This is a genomic window from uncultured Parabacteroides sp. (assembly GCF_947855115.1).
Taxonomy (GTDB): domain Bacteria; phylum Bacteroidota; class Bacteroidia; order Bacteroidales; family Tannerellaceae; genus Parabacteroides.
Genome location: NZ_CANTZW010000031.1, coordinates 1 through 21372 on the forward strand (window position 1 = coordinate 1; position 21372 = coordinate 21372).

Below are 21372 nucleotides of genomic sequence, written 5' to 3' on the forward strand. Positions count from 1 at the left end.
AGTTCCTTCAAACGATGATCAACAGAATTTTAATCCGCATTAAAGTTTTACAGATAGTATATTCTTACTATCAAAACGGAAACGGTGACCTCAAAGTTGCGGAAAACGAATTGCTTTTCAGCCTTCAGAAGTCATATGACTTATATTACTATTTCTTGCTTTTAATTATCGATGTTACCAACCTGCAAAGAAGGATACTTGATACCCGGAAGTGTAAATACATGCCTACCGAGGAAGAGTTAAACCCGAATACACGCTTCATCGACAATCGCTTCGCCGCTCAACTAGCGGAAAACGATATGTTGAAAAAGTATGTAGACGAGCAAGGTTTATCGTGGAGCAACGACGAGGAGTTTGTTAAAAATGTATTGGACTTGATCTTAAGTTCCGAGATTTACGCCGAATACCTGAAAAATCAAGAGGACTCGTATGAGGCAGACCGTGAGTTCTGGCGCCAGACTTTCAAGAAAGTAATCTGTGGAAATGAGATGATAGAAGAATATCTGGAAGACAAGAGCATCTACTGGAACGATGATATCGAGATCGTGGAGACTTTTGCCCTGAAGACTATCAAGAAATTCGAGGAGGAGAAGGGAAATAAACAGGCCTTGTTGCCGATGTTCAAGGATATGGAGGATAAAGCCTTTGCCATCAAGCTGTTCCGCCAAAGCTTATTGAAAGGCCAGGAATATCGTGAACGTATCAACAAACATATGAAAAACTGGGAGACAGAGCGTATTGCCAATATGGATTTAATCATTATGCAAGTCGCCTTAGCCGAGATCTTATCGTTCCCGACTATCCCCGTGAGCGTTACATTGAATGAATATATCGATGCAGCGAAATACTATAGCACGCCCAAAAGCGGAACATTCATCAACGGTATTCTGGATTCAATAGTCAATGAATTAAAAAAAGAGAAGTTATTGCTCAAAGATTAATTATTATCATTACATTTGTGCATATCATTATTGATATTAACTTGTAAAACGATTTTTATAGTATGAACTTACTCAGTATTTTACTTCAAGCTCCAGCCGCTGGAGGAAATCAATGGTCCGGAATCTTGATGATGGTAGTTATCGTAGCCATCTTCTATTTTTTCATGATTCGTCCGCAACAAAAGAAACAAAAAGAAATCCAGAAAGCACGTGAGGCGTTGAAAACCGGTGACAAAGTGATTACCGCCGGAGGTATCTATGGAAAGATTAAAGAGATCGGTGATACTTATATGTTAATCGAGGTAGCGGATGGAGTACGTATCCGTGTAGATAAAACTTCTATTTTCGCTTCCGCTGAAGACGCTCAGCAGCAAAAATAACCGAACGATAGAATATGTCGCGACTTGAGAACATACAAAATTCCTTCAAGTCTATTCATGTAAAGACTAAGGCTTTTTTCCACGGCGATAAATGGAAAGAGGCCTTGGTCTTTTTCTCTTTCGTACTTTTGGCTTTTGGTTTTTGGCTTCTTCAAAGCTTGCAGCAAGAATACGAGATAGAGCTTGTTTTCCCGGTCAAATATAAGAATGTACCCGCCGATATCGCTTTTAACAGCCCAGAGGTGAAAACGATCACGGCAAAAGTGAAAGACAAGGGCAGTGTCTTACTTAATTATACGTTCGGAAGATCGTTTGCTCCGATTGAGGTAAACATGAAGAGTACCAAAGAGAAAAACGGTTCGGTTCAAGTTAGCAAAAAACAGATCGAGAACGATATTCAAAAGCAATTGATAGCGACCACGACGTTACAAAGCTTTGAGCCACAGCAAATAGATATGGACTTCAATCAACGGGTTCATAAGGAAATACCTGTTATATTTAATGGGGATATTCACATGGATGCCGGTTTTCAGTTATCAGGAGATATCCGAATCAATCCCTCTAAGATTAACGTCTATGCCACCGCGGAAATTTTGGACACATTAACCGCGGTCAAAACGGTTTTCACCGAAGTTAAAAAGGCGAATAAAAATATCATGAGGACTGTACAACTAATTAAGGTAGATGGAGTCAACTTCGATCCGGAAAGCGTGTCTATCACGATTCCAATAGAAGAGTACACCGAGAAGACGTTGGAAATCCCGGTCTATTGCAGCCATATACCACCACATTATACGGTACGAATGTTTCCGGCTGTCGTAAAAGTGACTTGCAGCGTACCTTTGTCCCGATTCAAAGGGCTGTCGGAAGATATGTTTTCGATCCATATACCTTTTGAGGACCTGGAGCAAAACGTATCCGGCGCTCTACCCGTCAAACTCACCAAGAAACCGGATTGGGTACATACGGCAACCTTATTGCCAGATAAGGTGGAATTCATTTTGGAACACAACAATAAGCATGATTAAAATAGGTATTACAGGAGGAATCGGTAGTGGAAAATCCGTAGTAGCCTCATTATTAGCATTATCCGGTATACCCGTATACATAGCGGACGAGGAAAGTAAATGGCTGACGAATAACTCTCCGGTTATCCATGAGAAATTAACGGCTCTTTTCGGTCCGAAGATTTATACGGATGAGGGATTGAACAAAAAACTGTTGGCCTCCCACATCTTTAATAATCCGGAACAATTACAACAGGTCAACCAAATTATCCATCCCGAGGTAAACCGTCATTTCTCGGCTTGGGTAGAAAGGCAAACATCCCCTTTATGTGCCATCGAATCCGCTATATTATTCGAATCCGGCTTTTATAAAGTTGTAGACGTAAGCGTGATGGTCTATGCACCCAAAGAGCTCCGCATCGAAAGAGTATCGGGAAGAGACTCCGCATCGAAGGAAGAGATCGAGCGTAGGATCAACAGTCAAATGCCAGACGAGGAAAAGAAAGAACGTTCCGATTACGTTGTTTACAACGACAATAAACAGGCGCTTATTCCGCAAGTCCGTAAACTTATCGAACATCTTCTTTTATAAAACGATATTTTTACCCTGAACGTTTCGTTTAATTCACGTAGTTATGCTACATTTGCAACTTTGAAGTTTAACATTAATTGAAAAGAATATTATGTTGAAGACTATTTTGTCTATTTCGGGAAAACCCGGTCTGTATAAACTGGTTTCCCATGGAAAAAACATGTTGATCGTTGAATCGCTGACTGATAACAAGAGAGTACCCGCATATGCAAAAGATAAAGTAATCTCATTAGGCGATATCGCAATTTACACGGATGAAGCGGAAGTTCCTTTACACGAGGTATTAACAAGCGTAAAGAATAAAGAAGAGGGAAAAACCACTTCTTTTATGCCCTCAAAAGCGACAACAGATGAATTACGTACATATTTCGCAGAAGTATTGCCTAATTTCGACCGCGAACGCGTTTATCCTAGCGACATCAAGAAATTACTTTCTTGGTATAATATCTTGATCAACGCAGGCATCACGGATTTTACACCAGAAGATGCCCCGGTTGAAGAGAATGCCGCCGAGAAAGAAGCTGAATAACATAAACATAACACAATATGGCATAAAGAAAGACCGTTCGATACCCATCTTATCGTTCGGTCTTTTTTGCTAAATATCCATACATTCCTTATCTTTCGCTATATTTACTTAATTCTAAATAAAACTATCTATGAAAACAAAAACATTTCTTTTCTTTCTTATCGCATTATTCTCAGGAACATATCAGCTCTACGCACAAGCCGATTTTTATTTGATGCAAGCCTTGGGAAATCGCTATATTTATAATTCAGACTATTTTGAAGAAACCCGGGAAATGCAGGTCTATTTAAGCGGAGTAAATGGAAGCCTTAAAAGAGACTCATTACTTGCGATTTATATATTAGACGCACAATACCCTCCCACCTTCAATCTATTCTGTTCTACATTCGAGTTGACGCATCCTGATGTACCTTGTGTCATTGTGGGAATATTCAATTCAAATAGGCAAAGTGAGCTAACTCCGCCTTTTACAGATTCCATCTCGGTAAAAGGATATGATAACCCTGGACATGGAAGAGAAATGCTCTCATCATTAACCAAAGAGATTATTCCTTTCATTCAAGAAAAATATCATGTGGGAAATAACAGGATCCTTGTCGGACATTCGCTGGGAGGAACATTTGTTACTTATGCGATGATGGAACACCCAGATTTATTTCCTTACATCATAGCCATATCACCAAACTACAAATACAGTAAAAACATGATGATAGACAGGTTACGGACATTCACGGAAACCTATCGGGACGAAAAAGAATTATATGTCTATCTAGCCAATGGATACAGAGATAAGACAGAAGAAGATTTCAAACCTATGATAAAACAGGCTCTCTCCATCATCGAGGAAAATAACAGAATTGACTTACGATACGACTCTCTAAACATAGAGAAACATAGTCACACTATATTTGAAGGTTATTACAGAAGTCTTCTCTCTATAAAATCACTTCTTAAAACGATCGAGTAATCATATTTTTCACTGGAGCCCAGTAAGCATAAACGATTATACCTGCCAACGCAAGAGTACTCTTATAAGCAGATGAGAGTACTCATGCAAAAATAGTCCATTATTTTAGGCTGAACCTCACATTGTCTAAGGTTGCCAACTCCTCTATCTTTGCCAACAAATAATTCACTCTATTGACCTCATAAAATAAAAGAGCAAAGATGAAAAGTCCCAAGTACTATCTCGGTCTAGACGTTGGCGGCACTAATATGGTAGCTGGCGTAGTGGATGAGAATCACAAAATTATCGCCAAGGAGAGTATACCGACACAAGCCGGACGCACGATTGAGGAGATCACCGCAGACATGGCAGAAGTCAGCAAAAAAGCAGTCCGCAAAGCAGGCCTGCAAATGGAAGATATCTCATCCTGGGGTATCGGTATGCCTAGTTACGTAAATCCCAAAACGAATCTTTTGGTACATGCCAACTGCTTCGGATGGAAAAATGTTCCCATTTACGACTATTTAAAAAAGCATATCTCATTACCAACCTATATAGCGAACGATGCCAATTGCGCGACTTATGGGGAAGTCTTGGCAGGATCGGCCAGCCAATATACCGACGCAATCATGTTAACGCTAGGAACGGGAGTTGGTGGCGGAATCATCATGGATAAGAAAATCTATTCCGGTTTCGATAATATGGGAGCCGAACTTGGACATACCAAACTGGTATACAATGGCGAGTGTTGTACATGTGGACAAAAGGGCTGCTTGGAGGCTTATTGCTCATCTACCGCATTAATCCGTATCATGAAAAAGGCCTTACAAGAAAATAAGGATACCTTAATATGGGAACTTTGCGACAGAGATGAGAACAAAGTCAATGGAGAGATCCTTTTCGAGGCCGCCCGACAAGGGGATTCCCTTGCCAGACAGATCGTGGATGAATATATCAGTAGACTAGCCGCCGGAATCTCCACCTTCATAACCATCTTCCGTCCGGAAGTAATCATCCTAGGAGGTGGTATCGCACATGCCGGGGATTTGCTGTTAAAGCCTTTAAACGAGAAACTACACACTTGTACCTTCGCCGCCGAAGAAATAGGTATCCCGCCAGTCATCCGTGCGGAATTAGGAAATGACGCAGGAATTATCGGAGCCGCACTTTTAGAGAAAACGATGCGAAGAGAACAAATATGAACTAAAAAATAAATAATAAATATTGTATAACCATTAAATAATGGATAATGGAAACCAGAAAAAAAGAACTTTTAGATTCATTTAAAGGAGGATTGATCGTATCCTGTCAAGTACAACACGATGATCCTACTTATTCGATAGACTTTGTCGTAAAAATGGCAAAAGCCGCCCAATGGGGTGGTGCCGTAGGTATTCGAGCGAACGATCCGGAACAAATCAAGGCAATCAAGAAGGAGGTAGATTTACCGGTCATCGGACTTTGGAAGATTTGGCACGACGATACGGACGTATTTATCACCCCTACCCTAGAAGCCGCTAAAGCCGTATGGGAGGCCGGGGCCGAGATCATCGCCTTGGACTGCACGAGCCAAATCACTCATGAGGGACACCCGGCATACGAATTACTACCGATCGTCAAAAAAGAAATTCCGGAAGCGATCATTTTCGCAGATATATCCAATTACGAGGAAGCCATACGTGCCGTAGAGATGGGAGCAGACATCGTTGGTCCGACCCTATATGGTTATACGGAGGCTACCAAACATATCGAGCAACCAGACCTGCGGGAATTCGCCCGTATGTGTCGAGACCTAAAAGACAAGGCTTGTGTCATTATGGAAGGACATATCTACTCTCCGGAAGATGCCATGAAATGTATCTTCCTTGGAGCCCACTCGGTTGTAGTAGGTAGCGCGATCACTCGCCCGCACTTGATCACCAAACGTTTCACGGATTTATTGACCGGTTACCAAAATAATTGGCGAGAAGCCGAAAGAAGTAAACATTAAAGATTCAGAATCTATACGATGATTCAATATTAACAACAATGATCATAATGGCAAATTTCAATGTAGAAGGGGCGCAAAACGTCGAGATCAGCAAGAAAATACCTTGCGAGAAACCGTTGATCGTACAATTGGAAATCATGGAGCAGTATACGGCCGTCCACAAAGCTTGTGCCACCCTGCCCAAAGAGATACGCGAGGTAGAATGCTTGAAGGTTTTATATCCCACGCTATTTCGCAAGATCACGGATCAAGACCTGATCGCCGGACGTACGGACTTCCTTCCGATCGGATTCGGATGCGTAACCTCATTAGGGGGTGTCGGGCATTATTGCGTGTTCAAGAAACTCCGTGCCTTCCAGCAACAACTGGATAAAACCGAATGGAAACGAGTGGATGCGTTATATGATTATTGGTTGGATCACGACTTAAAAACCCAATTCAACAAAGAAGTCCTCACCGAAGACACACTGGGCATGTTCATCGACTGTGAATACCCGATGATCGCAACCGCACGTCTATCCGGAATGATGTTGGATTACCCAAAGTTATTGGATAAGGGTATCGGCGGGCTTCGTTCTGATTTACAGGAACGACTCAAAAAACAACCGGATAATAATTTTTATAAGGCCGGCATCCAATGTCTGGATATTTTCGTCGATTGCGCCTCTTATCTTCAGCAAGACGCAAAAGAGCAAATGGCCTCAGCCGATACGAACAGGCAAAAAGAATTAGAGCGTATCTGCCAAGCCCTAGAAAATATCAAGGAAAAGAAACCTAGTACGTTTCATGAAGCGATGCAGCTATTTTGGTTATTCGCTTTACTGGCCGGTGTTATAAACTACGGTCGTCTGGACGATTATCTAGGCCCATATTTAGTAGCCGATCTTGAATCCGGCCGATTAACCGAAGAAGAGGCATACCGGTATATCCACTCCCTTTGGACCATGATAGAGAATCGCCGGACAACTGTAAACGGGCGTATTATCGTAGGTGGAAAAGGACGCAAACATCCGAAAGAAGCCGATGTTTTCCTGCATATCGCCATGAAAGTAGCGAAAAATTGCAGATACGTAGAACCTCAATTTACCTTGCGTTTCGATAAAGATACCTCCGAGGATATTTGGGACGAAGCGCTGGACGCTCTGGGCGCAGGGGCTACCTACCCGACTCTTTACAACGACGATGTAAACGTTCCGGCAGTGATGTACGGAATGCGTGTGGACGAGAAAACAGCGGAACAATACGTACCTTTCGGGTGTACCGAGTTCGTGATACAAGGACAAAGTACAGGTACGCCCAATATCTGTATCAATTTACTAAAACTGCTTACGATTTATATGAATGATGGTATCGACCCAATTGACGGTAAACGAAAATCGGGCCCGGTACCTCTAAAGAAATTAGAGGAGTATCAGACATTCGATGAATTTTATGACGGTTACAAGGCTTTACTCGACTATTACCTGGATCTGTCTGTCAAGGCCCAATACCATTCGTATGAGGTAATGAACCAACACGTAAGTTTCTTATTTACCAGTCTGCTGACCGATGATTGCATCGCACGGGGAAAAGCCCTTCTGGACGGAGGCGTACGTTACCTAGGTGGAACGAACGAGACCTATGGCAACATCAATACCTCCGATTCCCTTTGGGTGATCCGGGATCTGGTATTCAACCAAAAGAAATATACGTTACGGCAACTACACGATGCCATGTTAGCCAATTTCGACGGCTATGAGGCCTTACGAAAAGATTGCCTGAACTGTGATAAATATGGTAACGATCTTGAAACGGCCGATACGATGGCCAACGATTTGTACGAGTTCGTAGCGAAAGGTGTGCGCGATCGCGGTATCGCCATCGGAATGCAATATTTCTTGATCGTTATCAGTAACAACCAACTAAATACGGAATGGGGGAACCGGACCGCGGCCTCACCCGATGGGCGATTATCATGTATGTACATGAATCCGGCCAATAACCCGCAAGGAGGAGCGAACAAAAGTGGCCCTACGGCCATGCTGAACTCCTTGGCGAAGTTTGATGCCAAATACCATGGAGGCTCGGTACAAAACATCAAGTTCTCTCCATCCATGTTTAACGAGAACAGAGCTGTCATCAAAAGTCTGTTCAAGACCTATTTCGCAAAAGGGGGTTGCCACTTGATGGTGACCGTAGTAGATAAGGGAGTTTTGGAAGACGCGGTAGAGCACCCGGAAAATTACCCAGACCTTATCGTCCGGGTAAGCGGGTTCTCTGCCGTATTTGTAGACTTATCCCCCAACATCCAACAAGAACTTTTAAGCAGGGTATTGTATGATAAATAAATATAAGGCTAGCGAAAACAGATTATCAATCATGGAAATCGAACGGTTCGCCGTTCACGACGGTCCGGGTATCCGGACTGTCGTTTTCTTTCAAGGCTGTCCCTTACATTGTACATGGTGCTCCAATCCGGAATCCCAGAAAAGGAAGCCTCATCTGCTCCATATCAAGAATAAATGTATCGGATGCGGACGCTGCGAAGTGGTTTGCCCACAGGGTAATATCTCTATCCAAGATCATTTCCCGGTGTTTAATCGCCTAGCGTGCGTGGCATGCAAGACTTGCGAGAATATATGCCCACAAAACGCTATCAAATTTGTGGGAGAATCGGTTACCGCATCCGAGATCATGGAAATCCTTCTACGCGACCGAGATTATTACCTGAATTCCGGGGGAGGGATCACATTCTCCGGGGGAGAAGCATTCATGCAATTCGAGGGACTGATGGATTTACTGATCCAGTGTAAAAACGAGAAATTACATACCGCCGTAGAGACTTGCGGGCAAGTAAACCTTGACAAGATAAAGCAAGCGTTTCCGCTCATCGACTTGTTCTTGTTCGATATCAAGCACACGGATAAGAACCTACTGAAAAAAGAGACCGGCGCGAACCTAGATACGATCCTAACGAACTTACGGTATATATCCAGTAAGAACACAAATAAAGTAACGATCCGCGTACCGGTAATCCCCGGTTTCAATTTCAATGAGAATACACTCCGGGAAATATTCTTGTTGGCGATAGAGAATCGTATCAAAAATGTACATCTGCTCCCCTACCATACTTTAGGGAAAGATAAATACGAGCAATTAGGTCTTGTCTATCCGTACCCTCACCAACAAATGCTAACCAAAGAAGAACTTTTCTCCTTTAAGGAGACAGGAGAAAAGATGGGGCTAGAAATACGAATCGGAGGATAAGCACATCCCGATAAAATAGTATCTTTGCGCAAATCATTGTTTTATCAATCTTAGTAAGAGACATATGAAAACTGAAAAAGAAAAAGCTGCGGAAGGTCTATTATACAACGCAAATTATGACAAGGAGCTTCAAGACGAGATGAAAAGAGCGAAATGCATCCTTTTCAAATACAACCAATTACCTCCTGACCAAGAGGAAGAAAAAGATCGGATCTTAACATCTTTTCTAGGAAAGAAAGGGAAAAACACCGTTATCCTATCTCCTTTCCAATGCGATTATGGCTATAATATAGAGGTGGGAGATAATTTCTTCGCGAATGTGAATCTTGTTATCTTGGACGGAGCAAAAGTACGTATCGGCAACAACGTGTTTATAGCCCCGAATGTAGGCATCTATACCGCCGGCCATCCTTTTGACGTAAGCCAACGCAATGAAGGCCTGGAATACGCTTTTCCCGTGACGATCGGCGATAACGTATGGATTGGGGCACAAGCCTGTATCCTCCCCGGGGTAACTATCGGTGAGAACACGGTAATCGCCGGAGGTAGTGTCGTAACCAAAGATATCCCGGCCAATGTCATAGCTGCCGGCAATCCCTGCCGCGTAATCCGGGAAATAACGGAAGCCGACCGGAATAAATATAAGAAATAAGGGATTATTTCGGTTGCGATTGCCGGTAATCCTTGGGCGACGCCCCTACTATTTTCTTAAAGATACGACTGAAATAGTAAGGATCGTCAAAGCCCAGCTTCAAGGCGACCTGATTGACCTTCATATTCGTATGTAGTAATAACTGACAAGCCCGGTCCATTTTCATATGTAAGAAATAATTCATCGGCGCATAACCGGTTTCCTTGAAGAAAAGCCTATACATATAAGATTCCGAATAGCCAAAATGAGAAGCCAATTCCTTTAACGTCAACTTATTCTCCAGATTCTCCGTCATGAAATGGGTAGCAAGACTAATAAAAAAAGTATTCTCTGCCTTACTTTTAGAGAACTTGGCCTCCCGGTATGTTTTCACATACAGGAAGGAGCCTATCAAATGATTGAAGCTTAAATTGACGTAATTGACCGTAGTCTCATCCGTTCCACTCTCCAGTACATTCAATAATTCATCGAAGAAGGCAATACGGTCGCCGATACGGGAATGATCGTCCATGTCGATCGGGATCACCCCTTGCAGTTGATCACTGATATATTTAGCTTTTTTCCCTTTAAAATGCGCCCAATAAATATACCAAGGCTCATGCTCGCTAGAACCATATTGATGAGGCCTCTCTGCCGGAAGGATGAAAAAATGATTCTCCGGCACGACATATCGCTTCCCATCCAGCACGAACCATCCCTCCCCTTTCGTACAATAAATCAAAATATACTCGCCGCAACCAGACTCACGATCTATATAATGATTTTCCGCTTTCGGGAAATATCCCATAGAATGTATGACCAAGTCTGCGACCAACGGGTTATTCAACGCTTGCTCTATAATGTAGAAAGGATAAACTATTAACCGCTGTCCGGAAAAACCATGCCTTATTTTCGCCATAAACCAGTACTTTTAGAGAGTTACGGAATAACGCAAAGATAATCCATTTTTTTTAGCTATATACTCTATTATCTGATTCCTTTATGTGCAGTATTTTTGCCAATGAACAAACAGACCATATCAAATGGCGTTATTATAAGGAGATAATTAAACTAAATATTCTAATATATGAAAAAGATCGTATCTATTTTTCTAGTAACCGTTTATGGAATGTGTATGGTTGCATGTGGAAATCGTTCCTCATCTACGGACGTGAAAGATAATGTATTGACTGAGGAAGAAAAGGCAGAAGGTTATACCTTGTTATTCAACGGAAAAGATTTTACCGGTTGGAAAATGTTCAACGGCGGTGAGGTCAAAGGCTGGCAGGTTGAAGACGGAGTAATCGTCGGTTACGGAAATGGCGGCGATGTAATAGCGGATACCACGATCAAGGTAAGCACCGATATCGTTACTGTTAAGAGTTATCATAATTTCCAGATCAAATGGGATTGGAAAATCGGTGCGCAAGGAAACTCCGGGTTCTTATATCATGTACAGGAAGGGCCCAAGTACAAAGCACCTTTCGAAACCGGTCCGGAATATCAGTTGATCGATGACGATAATTATCCTTGGGTCAGCGAGACCGGAAAAGAAGGATTGGAAGACTGGCAGAAAACTGGTTGTAACTACGCTATGTACGTGCCGGAAAGCAAACAGGTAAATCCTGCAGGAGAGTGGAATTCCTCGATGGTCCTTTATAAAGACGGATATGTCGAGCACTGGCTGAATGGAGAGAAACTGTTCTCTTTCCAAGAAGGTTCCGAAGATTGGAAGATGCGACGCTATAGCGGTAAATGGGAAGCTTTCCCCGATTACGGAATCTCAACCACCGGTAAACTTTGTTTCCAGGATCATGGAAGTAAAGTATATTTTAAGAACGTGAAGATTAAAGTTCTTGACTAATCGAGTCTGCCCAAGAATCACAGGCTACAGGTCAGCGCATCCTACTTGTATCCAAGTTTCCTTGGCCGATGGTAAAACAAATTAAGGTGTCTTCGTTGTAAGAAGAACGAGACATTTAATATATTTGTTCCTGTAAATACCAGAGAAACATGAAAAAAACAAGTAAAATTCTAATCTACGCAATCGTATTTTGTTGCGTTTTGAGCGCATGTAGCGATAAACCGGCAACGGTTAAAGTCGGCAGTTTCAATATTTGGTTGAACACATTAGGAGGAAAGCTTCCTCCCAGCCAGACCGCGAAAGTGATCGAGGTGAGCCAGACAGACATCGTAGGGATCCAAGAGGGACATATCTATGAGAAAGACGGTATCAGGCACGACCATGTGCCGGAAATAGCGGAGTCTCTAGGTTTCCATCTTTTCAATCAGGGAGAGGGGCGTTATATCTTATCTCGTTATCCGGTTGTCGATAGTACGGCCTCCCGTTACGGGGTAAAGATACAAGTAGACAAAGACAAGTTCTGCTGGATGTTTAATTGCCACCTATATTATATCCCGTATCAACCCTATCAATTGAATGGGATTCCCTACGGCGATTATCCATTTATCGATACCGAGGAAGAAGCAGTCCGGTTCGCCAACGAAACCCGGCGTAAGGAAGTAACTCTTTATCAAAAAGAGATACTGAAAGCCATGAAAGAAGGTTATCCTGTCTTTTTGACAGGAGATTTTAACGAGCCTTCCTTCTTAGACTGGACACAGCAGGCCGCCGATGCCGGTATCCACAAGATCAAGGTGGAATGGCCGGCAACCAGGGCCTTCTCGGAGATCGGGATGAACGATTCTTACCGGACGATCCATCCGGACGAGGTTTCCACACCCGGTTATACATGGACTCCCGTCCCCGGCGAACAAGAAGTACTCGACCGCCTGGATTTCGTGCTATATTCCGGATGTGAGGTAACAGACTCATTTATTACAGGAGAAAGCGAGACCACCTCGGACGTGGTAGTCTCTCCTTACCCTTCTGATCACAGAATGGTAACCTCCTGTTTCAAATTCTAATGATGTAACTACTAAAAAACAAATTATACAATATGGAATCAAGAAGAGATTTTCTGAAAAAAACAGCCGTAGCGGTAGCCGGTCTAACGATCGTCCCCTCTAAAACGATCGCCGGATTAGGCCATAAGGCTCCAAGTGATACAATGAATATCGTCGGTATCGGTATAGGGGGCAAAGGACACCCGAACCTGGTTGGTATGAAAACCGAGAATATCATCGGACTTTGCGACATTGACTGGAAATACGCAAAGAACTGCTTCGAGGAATTCCCCGACGCAAAACGTTACTGGGATTGGCGAAAGATGTTCGATGAATTAGGCGACCAGATCGACGGTGTAATGGTAGCCACCCCAGACCATACCCATGCCACGATAGCCGCCACTGCCCTGACAATGGGTAAGCACGTCTATTGCCAAAAACCGCTCACCCACTCCATTTACGAAAGCCGTTTGTTGACCAAACTCGCCGCTAAGTACAAGGTAGCTACCCAGATGGGAAATCAAGGAAACTCCGGTGACGGTGTCCGTCAATTATGCGAATGGATCTGGAACGGAGAGATCGGCGAAGTAAAGGAAGTACACGCATGGACGAACCGCCCGATCTGGCCGCAAGGGTTACAACGTCCGACCGAAAAACAACGTTGCCCGAAGACAATGAACTGGGATTTATTTATCGGTCCGGCTGCCATGCGTCCATTCCACGAGATCTATACTCCTTGGAATTGGCGCGGATGGTGGGATTTCGGAACCGGGGCTTTCGGAGACATGGCTTGCCACGTACTCGACCCGGTATACCAATCCTTGAAGTTAGGTTATCCAGACCGAGTACAAGGCCGGTCTACCCAGATCAATACAGAATCCGCACCTCAATCGGAAGTGGTAGAATTCCGTTTCCCGGCCCGCGATAATCTTCCAAAGGTCGCTCTACCGGAAGTAAAGGTCTATTGGTACGATGGTGGTATGCTTCCCCAACGCCCTGATTTATTACCAGATGGCGTGGATATGATGCGCGACGGCTTAGGTGGATGTATCTTTGTCGGTTCAAAAGATACGCTGATTTGCGATTGCGGAGGTTTCAACTCCAGACTATTATCTGGTCGTGTTCCTCAAGTAACCCCTTATTTGCGCCGTATCCCGAACGCAACCGGATACTTCGACGGTTTCCATGAGCAAGACTGGATTCGCGCTTGTAAAGAATCTCCGGAGAACCGTGTGGAAGGAACCTCCAACTTCGCTTATTCCGGGCCGTTCAACGAGATGGTATTATTAGGCGTATTGGCAATCCGCCTACAAAGTTTGAACAAGAAATTGATGTGGGATGCCCAGAATATGCGTTTCACCAACATATCCTCTTCCGACGTATTGAAGATCGTAACTAGCGATGATTTCAAAGTGATAGACGGTCACCCCTATTTCGATACGAAATACGCAGAGTTCAATGCGCTAGAGGCTGCCTCCGAATATATCAAACATACTTATCGTGAAGGCTGGAGCCTTCCGGAAATGCCGACATAAGTATGAAACGGTATATTATATTAGCACTATGTACGGTCATGCTCCTCGGGCAGGCCGTACAACTGGCGGCGCAAAAAGCAGACTGGAAGGTGGGCATACAAACATGGACATTCCATAACCTCACCTTAATGGAGACCTTGGACAAGGCCAAGCAATTAGGACTGGGCTATGCGGAAGCGTTCTTTTTCCAAGAATTGGGTACCCCATTCCCCAAAGAGACTTACCTAAATTACGACCTAAGCGATGACAATTGTGCCTTATTACGCCATGAGTTCAAGAAAAGAGGAGTCAAACCGATCGCTTTTGGTGTAGCCTCTTATGGAACCAACGAGGAATGGGATAAGTTCTTCGCCTTCGCCCACAAAATAGGCGCGCATATCGTGACAGTCGAACCGGAGTTAAACCAGTTGGACTATATCGAGTCTCTCGCCAAGAAATACGATATGGAAGTAGCCATCCATAACCATCCGAGCCCATGCATTTACGCAAGCGCCGAAGTGGTAGAAAAAGCGTTGAAAGGCCGTTCTCCCCTGATGGGAGTATGCGCCGATATCGGTCATTGGAAACGGGTGGGCGAAGATCCTCTCAAGAATCTCCAGAAATTATCCGGACGCATCAAGGTCGCACATTTGAAAGACCTCACCGACAAGATGGAAGATGCCACATGGGGAACCGGGATCTTACCGGTAAAAGCATTTGTCAACGAGCTGAAACGTCAACATTTCAACGGGCTTATTTCCATTGAGTACGATGATTTCAAATCTGATATCCAAGAGATACGCAACAGTTTGGAATTCCTGCAGAAATGCTCTAAATAAGAGTATACTCATTTTTTTAAAACATCTGTATCGGCGTAACCCCATGTGTATATATGCATGGGGTTGCGCCGATACAAATATGGGCCCACACGTATATACGTATAGACCCATATCGATATATGTATAAAAAGATTGTTATTAAAACAATGGATTATCCACTTTTTCCCTCAACAAGGCCAAATCCACCACTTGTTGAATGTCGTTCACATAGTGGAATACCAAACCTTTCAAATACTCCGGTTTGATCTCGTTAATATCTTTCTCATTCTCCTTGCAAAGAATCAATTCTTTAATCCCGGCACGTTTAGCCGCCAAGATCTTCTCCTTGATACCTCCCACGGGAAGCACTTTACCACGTAACGTGATCTCGCCCGTCATAGCCAGGTTCTTCTTCACCTTACGCTGGGTAAAAGCAGAGACAAGAGAAGTCACCATCGTTATTCCGGCACTCGGTCCGTCTTTCGGGATCGCCCCTTCCGGTACGTGCACATGCACATTCCAGTTCTCGAACAACTCTTCGCTGATATTAAACTGGGCCGCATGCGCATGAATATACTCAAGTGCCAACATGGCAGACTCTTTCATCACATCTCCCAGATTTCCGGTCAAAGTAAGTTTCGATCCTTTACCTTTACTTAAACTCGACTCCACGAAAAGAATCTCACCGCCAACAGCCGTCCAAGCTAACCCTGTCACGACACCGGCATACTCATTTCCTTGATATTTATCACGGGTATATTCGACCGCTCCTAGATACTCATGCAAATCCTCCGGCTTAATGCTTGTCGGGATAGGTTCGTCGCTAGCGACCTTACGGGCCAACTTGCGCATAATCTTGGCGATTTTCTTATCCAATTCCCGGACACCGCTCTCACGCGTATAGGATTCCACGATCGCTTGCAAGGTCTTCTTCGGGAATTTCACGGAACCTTTTTTCAAGCCATGTATATCCATCTGCTTAGGAACAAGATGCTTCGCGGCAATCTCTACCTTTTCCTCCATGATGTAGCCACTCACCTCGATCAGCTCCATACGATCCAGTAATGGTTGGGAAATCGTATTCAAATTGTTAGCGGTAGCGATAAACATCACCTTGCTTAAATCGTAATCGATATCCAAATAATTATCGTGGAACGCATTGTTCTGCTCCGGGTCCAATACCTCCAACAAAGCAGACGCAGGGTCCCCCTTGAAATCATTCGTAATCTTATCGATCTCATCTAAGATAAAAATGGGGTTCGACGTTCCCGCCTTCTGTATATTCTGGATGATACGTCCACACATAGCACCGATATAGGTACGACGATGCCCGCGGATCTCTGCCTCATCATGCAATCCACCTAAAGAGACACGGACATATTTCCGATGCAAGGCCTCAGCGATAGAACGCCCCAAAGAAGTCTTTCCTACACCCGGAGGGCCATACAAACAGATGATCGGCGACTTCATGTCCCCTTTCAGTTTCAATACGGCCAGATGCTCGATAATACGTTCTTTCACTTTCTCCAAGCCATAATGGTCTCGATCTAAAACCTTCTGGGCATGCGACAAGTTAAAATTATCCTTGCTATACTCGTTCCACGGCAAGTTGACGATCGTCTGGACATATTGCGTCTGCACGGAATAATCCGGCGATTGCGGATGCAATCGTTCCAGTTTCCGCAATTCCTTCTCAAAGATCTGCGCTACCTCGGCAGACCATTTCTTATGGCTGGCTTTCTCACGCAATTCTTTTATCTCCAACTCGTTGATGTTTCCACCAAGTTCCTCTTGAATAGTCTTGATCTGCTGTTGGAGGAAATATTCTTTTTGCTGCTGGTTGATATCCTCGTGTGTCTTCATCTGGATGGAAGCTTTTAGCTCCACCAACTGGTACTCGCGATTCAATATGAAAAGTAACCGATACGCACGTTCCTTCAAATCCCCGATCAACAGCAATTGCTGTTTCTCAGCCGATCCGCTCGGTATATTACTGCACGAGAAATTAACCAGATACAAGACATTCTTATTATTCTTGATCGAGAAGATCAAATCCCGGGGAGGTTCCGTCACGGCTCCAAGCATCTTAATCGTCAGATCCTTGATCGTAGAGATCAAAGCTTCAAACTCCCGGTCGCTCTTATCCGGCTTCGTATCCTCTAATACGGTGATCCTTCCGGAAAGAAAGGGGTCCGTCTCGGACAACTCGTTCAGCTCAAAGCGTTTCTTACCCTGGAGAATAACAGTAGTATTACCGTCTGGCATCTCTAAGACACGAACAATGTCCGCGATTACCCCGGTAGTATATAAATCCTCTAAAACAGGATCCTCCGTATCCATTTCTTTCTGGCAAACAACCCCGATCAGGCACTTTTTATGTATGGCCTCTTTGATCAGGCGCATAGATTTAGGACGCCCGATAATCACCGGCATAGCCACACCCGGAAAAAGTACCATATTCCTTAAAGGAAGAATGGGAATAGAATCTCCTACTTTCTCTATTCCCTCAGCGAAATCTTCATCCACATCGCATTCTGTTAGAATTGGCATTACGATACCAATATTATCATCCAAGTCATCGAACGAATTCTGGCAAAATACTCTCGTTTTATCTTTCATATAATTCATCATTGTATATGTTAATACAATAAACGTGCCAAAGTTACGGCTTTTCATTCAATTCTTACTAATTTCGCGGCATACAATCGATAGAGATATGTCAAATCCTTATTTTCAATTCAAGAAATTTACGGTATGGCACGATAAATGTGCTATGAAAGTCGGAACGGATGGTGTTTTGCTTGGCGCATGGGCTAAGACAGAGAAATGTAAAAGGATTCTAGACGTGGGAACCGGAACCGGGTTGATCGCCCTTATGCTAGCCCAGCGTAGCACGGCGATCCTAGACGCTATCGACATAGATCCGGACGCATGCTTACAAGCCCGGGAAAACATCGCCACATCTCCTTTCGCCAACCGGATACATGTCTATCAAACCCCGCTTTCCGAATATGTGCCGGACGGGGACATCAAGTATGACCTAATCGTATCCAATCCACCCTATTTTATTGATTCCCTGAAATGTCCGGATAATAAACGCAACCTAGCCCGGCATACGGATACCTTATCTCTTCCGGATCTATTACGCGACAGCCACAAATTGCTGGTGCCCAAAGGGAACATCGCTTTGGTCCTACCCTTCGAGCAACGGGATTCCTTGATAGACTTCGCCCGAAAAGAGTCTTTGTACCCATCGAGAGAAACCTATGTTTCTCCCGTACCAGGCACCGCCCCCAAACGCCTACTAATAGAACTCTCAACAGAACCGGCAGCAGAACCCCAGTTATCCCATCTGACCTTGGAAATCGAGCGACACCGGTATACCGATGAATTCACCGCTTTGGCTAAAGACTTTTATCTGAAAATGTAAGGAAGCTTTTTATCAAAGAAACGAGTTACCTCATCAAATAGATTATGTACCTCCTTGGTGAAAGACACAACCTCTGGGGTCAACACATGTAAAGCCTTTGGCTCTACCGTAATATCAATGCGGGAATCCGCCATGATCGGCTCTCCATCCAAGTGCATCACGCCCGGATGCTGGCGGACAATCGTGACTTGCCGGGCTTTCATCGTCTTAATCTTACTATTCCGATCAATCTGTTTCGTAAACAATTGAATCGCCAATGGCGCGATATCCAACGGCGTAAAAGGAGATAAGATCGTAATGTCCATCCTCCCGTCCTGTATATTCGCATGTGGAGCGATAAACGCATTATTGCCATATTGCGAAGCGTTCGCGCAAGCGACCAAAAACGCCTTTTCCTTGATCGTCTGATTATCCACTAACAACTCGTAAGGCTCAGGTTTATAACTCAAATACTCCTCTACCGTATTCTTTATATAAGTGAGAGACCCGCGTCGTTTCTCATTCGCGAATTTTTGACTAACAGCGGCATCAAACCCAACACCACACGTACAGAAAAAGACCTGTCCGTTTGCCCGGCAGCAATCTATTGTCGTAACATGTCCTTTCGCGATCAGATCGATAGCCTTTTTCACGTCCATCGGTATATGCAATTCCCTGGCTAAGCCATTACCCGAGCCTTTCGGGATTATGCCTAAAATCGCATTCGAATGAATCATAGCTCTCGCTATCTCATTCACCGTCCCATCGCCACCCACCGCCAAAATATACTCGGCGCCGTCTTTTAGGGCTTGCCGGGTCAGCTCGCTGGCATGACCCGCATATTCTGTAAAAGAAATGCTTAACGAACAGTTCTTTTTCGAACAGATCCCCTCGATCATCTTGGGTATCTTGCGCTTCGACCCTACACCCGATATAGGGTTTATGATAGCTTGTACTTTTATATCCCGCTCGCTCATCCTCACTTCTTCTTTTTTATTTTGAGAGGACAAAAATAATGCTTTTATAAAACTTTTAAAGCATTTCGACTACTATAAGTTATTTTTTTACTACTTTTGCGGCTGGATTTGCCGAAACATAGGATTATGTATATGGCGAACCTGTGTTCTTTATTAGAATAAACAAATAGCGAGATAAATCATTCTCTTTTATAATAATATGAAACTTTTACAAGAGAAACTAGCAAAGTACGACGCTCCTCAAAGAGCCATGGCAATGGGAATCTATCCTTACTTCCGGGAAATCCAGAGTGATCAGGACACGGAAGTTTTAATCAGCGGGAAGAAAGTCTTGATGTTTGGCTCTAACGCATACTTAGGATTAACAAACCATCCTAAAGTAAAAGAAGCAGCGATCGAGGCCGTCAAGAAGTATGGCACAGGTTGTGCCGGCTCACGTTTCTTAAATGGGACGTTGGACTTACATCTCCAGTTGGAAAAACGTTTAGCAGAATTTGTTGGTAAGGAAGATGCCATCGTATACTCTACAGGTTTCCAAGTTAATTTAGGCGTTGTATCCTGTATTACCGGACGTGAAGACTATATCCTTTGGGATGAGCTAGACCACGCATCCATTATCGAAGGACACCGTCTTTCTTTCTCCACAAAACTGAAATTCAAGCATAACGACATGGATTCTTTGGAGAAACAACTCCAGAAATGCGAGCCGGACAAGGTGAAACTTATCGTTATTGACGGTGTTTTCAGCATGGAAGGAGATGTCGCTAAATTGCCGGAAATCGTAGCTCTCGCAAAGAAATACAACGCAAGCGTAATGGTTGACGAGGCACATGGTATCGGTGTATTCGGAGATCATGGCCGCGGTACTTGTAACCACTTCGGTGTTACGGACGATGTTGATTTGATTATGGGAACCTTCAGTAAGTCTTTCGCTTCTATCGGTGGTTTTATCGCGTCCGACGAGCCGGTTATCAATTATTTACGCCATCACTCCCGTTCTTACATCTTTAGCGCAAGCAATACTCCCGCAGCTACCGCCGCAGCGAATGCTGCGTTAGATATCATGTTAAGCGAACCGGAACGTATCCAGCATTTATGGGATTTAACTCACTACGCATTGGACGGTTTCCGTAACATGGGTTGTGAGATCGGACATACTTCTACCCCGATCATCCCATTGTTTATCCGTGATAACGACTTGACATTCCTTATCGTAAAAGAATTATTCGAGGCCGGAATCTTCGTAAATCCCGTAGTTGCTCCCGCGGTAGCTTCCGAGGATACACTGATCCGCTTCTCCCTAATGGCTACCCACACAAAAGAGCAACTTGATTACGCCTTGGAGACAATCCATAAGGTATTCAAAAGTCATGGATTGGTAGACTAATATCATAAATATATAAAATAAAAGCTCGAAGTTAGGAATAACACCTATCTTCGGGCTTTTTTTTATAACTGAAAAAGTCATAAGTATGATTTCGAATG

At 43.8% G+C, this 21372-nt stretch carries 20 protein-coding genes; 17 read left to right on the forward strand and 3 right to left on the reverse strand.

Annotated features, from left to right (window positions below; genetic code table 11):
- The first annotated feature begins 14 nt into the window (after nt 1–14).
- The 11 genes from nusB to Q0110_RS15490 all read left to right on the forward strand — a co-directional run bounded on the left by nusB (nt 15) and on the right by Q0110_RS15490 (nt 10283).
- The gene (nusB, locus tag Q0110_RS15440; protein WP_297908492.1) at nt 15–941 is read left to right on the forward strand and encodes a transcription antitermination factor NusB; all 927 of its coding nucleotides are present in this window, start codon (nt 15–17) and stop codon (nt 939–941) included.
- 62 nt (nt 942–1003) lie between these two features.
- Nucleotides 1004–1321, forward strand: a complete 318-nt coding sequence (yajC, locus tag Q0110_RS15445) for a preprotein translocase subunit YajC (protein WP_297908363.1) — start codon at nt 1004–1006, stop codon at nt 1319–1321.
- Between the two features lie 14 nt (nt 1322–1335).
- A complete protein-coding gene (locus tag Q0110_RS15450; RefSeq protein WP_297908365.1) occupies nt 1336–2349 on the forward strand; it encodes a YbbR-like domain-containing protein in 1014 nt (337 codons plus the stop codon).
- Nucleotides 2342–2920 carry a dephospho-CoA kinase gene (gene coaE, locus Q0110_RS15455; protein WP_297908368.1) on the forward strand — a complete coding sequence of 193 codons (579 nt, stop codon included), beginning with the start codon at nt 2342–2344 and terminating at the stop codon, nt 2918–2920. The genes Q0110_RS15450 and coaE overlap by 8 nt, the downstream gene beginning before the upstream one ends.
- Before the next feature lie 91 nt (nt 2921–3011).
- The gene (locus Q0110_RS15460) at nt 3012–3449 is read left to right on the forward strand and encodes a DUF5606 domain-containing protein (protein WP_297908371.1); all 438 of its coding nucleotides are present in this window, start codon (nt 3012–3014) and stop codon (nt 3447–3449) included.
- Between the two features lie 130 nt (nt 3450–3579).
- A complete protein-coding gene (locus Q0110_RS15465; protein WP_297908374.1) occupies nt 3580–4416 on the forward strand; it encodes an alpha/beta fold hydrolase in 837 nt (278 codons plus the stop codon).
- Nucleotides 4417–4616: 200 nt separating this feature from the next.
- Nucleotides 4617–5597 (forward strand): ROK family protein, encoded by a 981-nt coding sequence (locus tag Q0110_RS15470; RefSeq protein ID WP_297908377.1) that lies wholly within the window; start codon nt 4617–4619, stop codon nt 5595–5597.
- Nucleotides 5598–5644: 47 nt separating this feature from the next.
- Nucleotides 5645–6385, forward strand: coding sequence for an N-acetylmannosamine-6-phosphate 2-epimerase (locus tag Q0110_RS15475; RefSeq protein ID WP_297908381.1), 741 nt, complete (start codon nt 5645–5647; stop codon nt 6383–6385).
- Between the two features lie 47 nt (nt 6386–6432).
- The gene (locus Q0110_RS15480) at nt 6433–8712 is read left to right on the forward strand and encodes a pyruvate formate lyase family protein (protein WP_297908384.1); all 2280 of its coding nucleotides are present in this window, start codon (nt 6433–6435) and stop codon (nt 8710–8712) included.
- Between the two features lie 31 nt (nt 8713–8743).
- Nucleotides 8744–9631 (forward strand): glycyl-radical enzyme activating protein, encoded by an 888-nt coding sequence (locus tag Q0110_RS15485; protein ID WP_297908387.1) that lies wholly within the window; start codon nt 8744–8746, stop codon nt 9629–9631.
- Between the two features lie 64 nt (nt 9632–9695).
- Nucleotides 9696–10283, forward strand: a complete 588-nt coding sequence (locus Q0110_RS15490) for a sugar O-acetyltransferase (RefSeq protein WP_297908391.1) — start codon at nt 9696–9698, stop codon at nt 10281–10283.
- A gap of 4 nt (nt 10284–10287) precedes the next feature.
- Here the strand turns inward: Q0110_RS15490 and Q0110_RS15495 are convergent, their stop codons facing one another.
- On the reverse strand, nt 10288–11181 hold the full coding sequence (locus Q0110_RS15495) for an AraC family transcriptional regulator (RefSeq protein ID WP_297908393.1): 894 nt from the start codon (nt 11179–11181) through the stop codon (nt 10288–10290).
- 168 nt (nt 11182–11349) lie between these two features.
- Between Q0110_RS15495 and Q0110_RS15500 the strand changes: the two genes are divergently transcribed.
- The 4 genes from Q0110_RS15500 (at nt 11350) to Q0110_RS15515 (ending at nt 15522) form a co-directional block, all read left to right on the forward strand.
- Nucleotides 11350–12126, forward strand: a complete 777-nt coding sequence (locus Q0110_RS15500; protein WP_297908396.1) for a DUF1080 domain-containing protein — start codon at nt 11350–11352, stop codon at nt 12124–12126.
- A 149-nt stretch (nt 12127–12275) separates the two neighbouring features.
- Entirely contained in the window at nt 12276–13190 is a 915-nt protein-coding gene (locus Q0110_RS15505; protein ID WP_297908397.1) for an endonuclease/exonuclease/phosphatase family protein, read from the forward strand.
- 32 nt (nt 13191–13222) lie between these two features.
- Nucleotides 13223–14704 (forward strand): Gfo/Idh/MocA family oxidoreductase, encoded by a 1482-nt coding sequence (locus tag Q0110_RS15510; RefSeq protein WP_297908400.1) that lies wholly within the window; start codon nt 13223–13225, stop codon nt 14702–14704.
- 2 nt (nt 14705–14706) lie between these two features.
- Nucleotides 14707–15522: a sugar phosphate isomerase/epimerase gene (locus tag Q0110_RS15515; protein ID WP_297908403.1), complete on the forward strand. Its 816-nt coding sequence runs from the start codon at nt 14707–14709 to the stop codon at nt 15520–15522.
- 138 nt (nt 15523–15660) lie between these two features.
- Here the strand turns inward: Q0110_RS15515 and lon are convergent, their stop codons facing one another.
- A complete protein-coding gene (gene lon, locus Q0110_RS15520; RefSeq protein WP_297908406.1) occupies nt 15661–18132 on the reverse strand; it encodes an endopeptidase La in 2472 nt (823 codons plus the stop codon).
- A gap of 85 nt (nt 18133–18217) precedes the next feature.
- On the opposite strand from lon, the gene Q0110_RS15525 reads away from it, so the two are divergent.
- On the forward strand, nt 18218–18931 hold the full coding sequence (locus tag Q0110_RS15525; RefSeq protein WP_297908409.1) for a methyltransferase: 714 nt from the start codon (nt 18218–18220) through the stop codon (nt 18929–18931).
- On the opposite strand, the gene Q0110_RS15530 is transcribed toward Q0110_RS15525, so the two are convergent.
- Nucleotides 18916–19887: a diacylglycerol kinase family protein gene (locus Q0110_RS15530; RefSeq protein ID WP_297908412.1), complete on the reverse strand. Its 972-nt coding sequence runs from the start codon at nt 19885–19887 to the stop codon at nt 18916–18918. The genes Q0110_RS15525 and Q0110_RS15530 overlap by 16 nt on opposite strands.
- A 199-nt stretch (nt 19888–20086) precedes the next feature.
- On the opposite strand from Q0110_RS15530, the gene Q0110_RS15535 reads away from it, so the two are divergent.
- Nucleotides 20087–21274 carry an aminotransferase class I/II-fold pyridoxal phosphate-dependent enzyme gene (locus Q0110_RS15535; protein ID WP_297908415.1) on the forward strand — a complete coding sequence of 396 codons (1188 nt, stop codon included), beginning with the start codon at nt 20087–20089 and terminating at the stop codon, nt 21272–21274.
- The last annotated feature ends 98 nt before the right edge of the window (nt 21275–21372 follow it).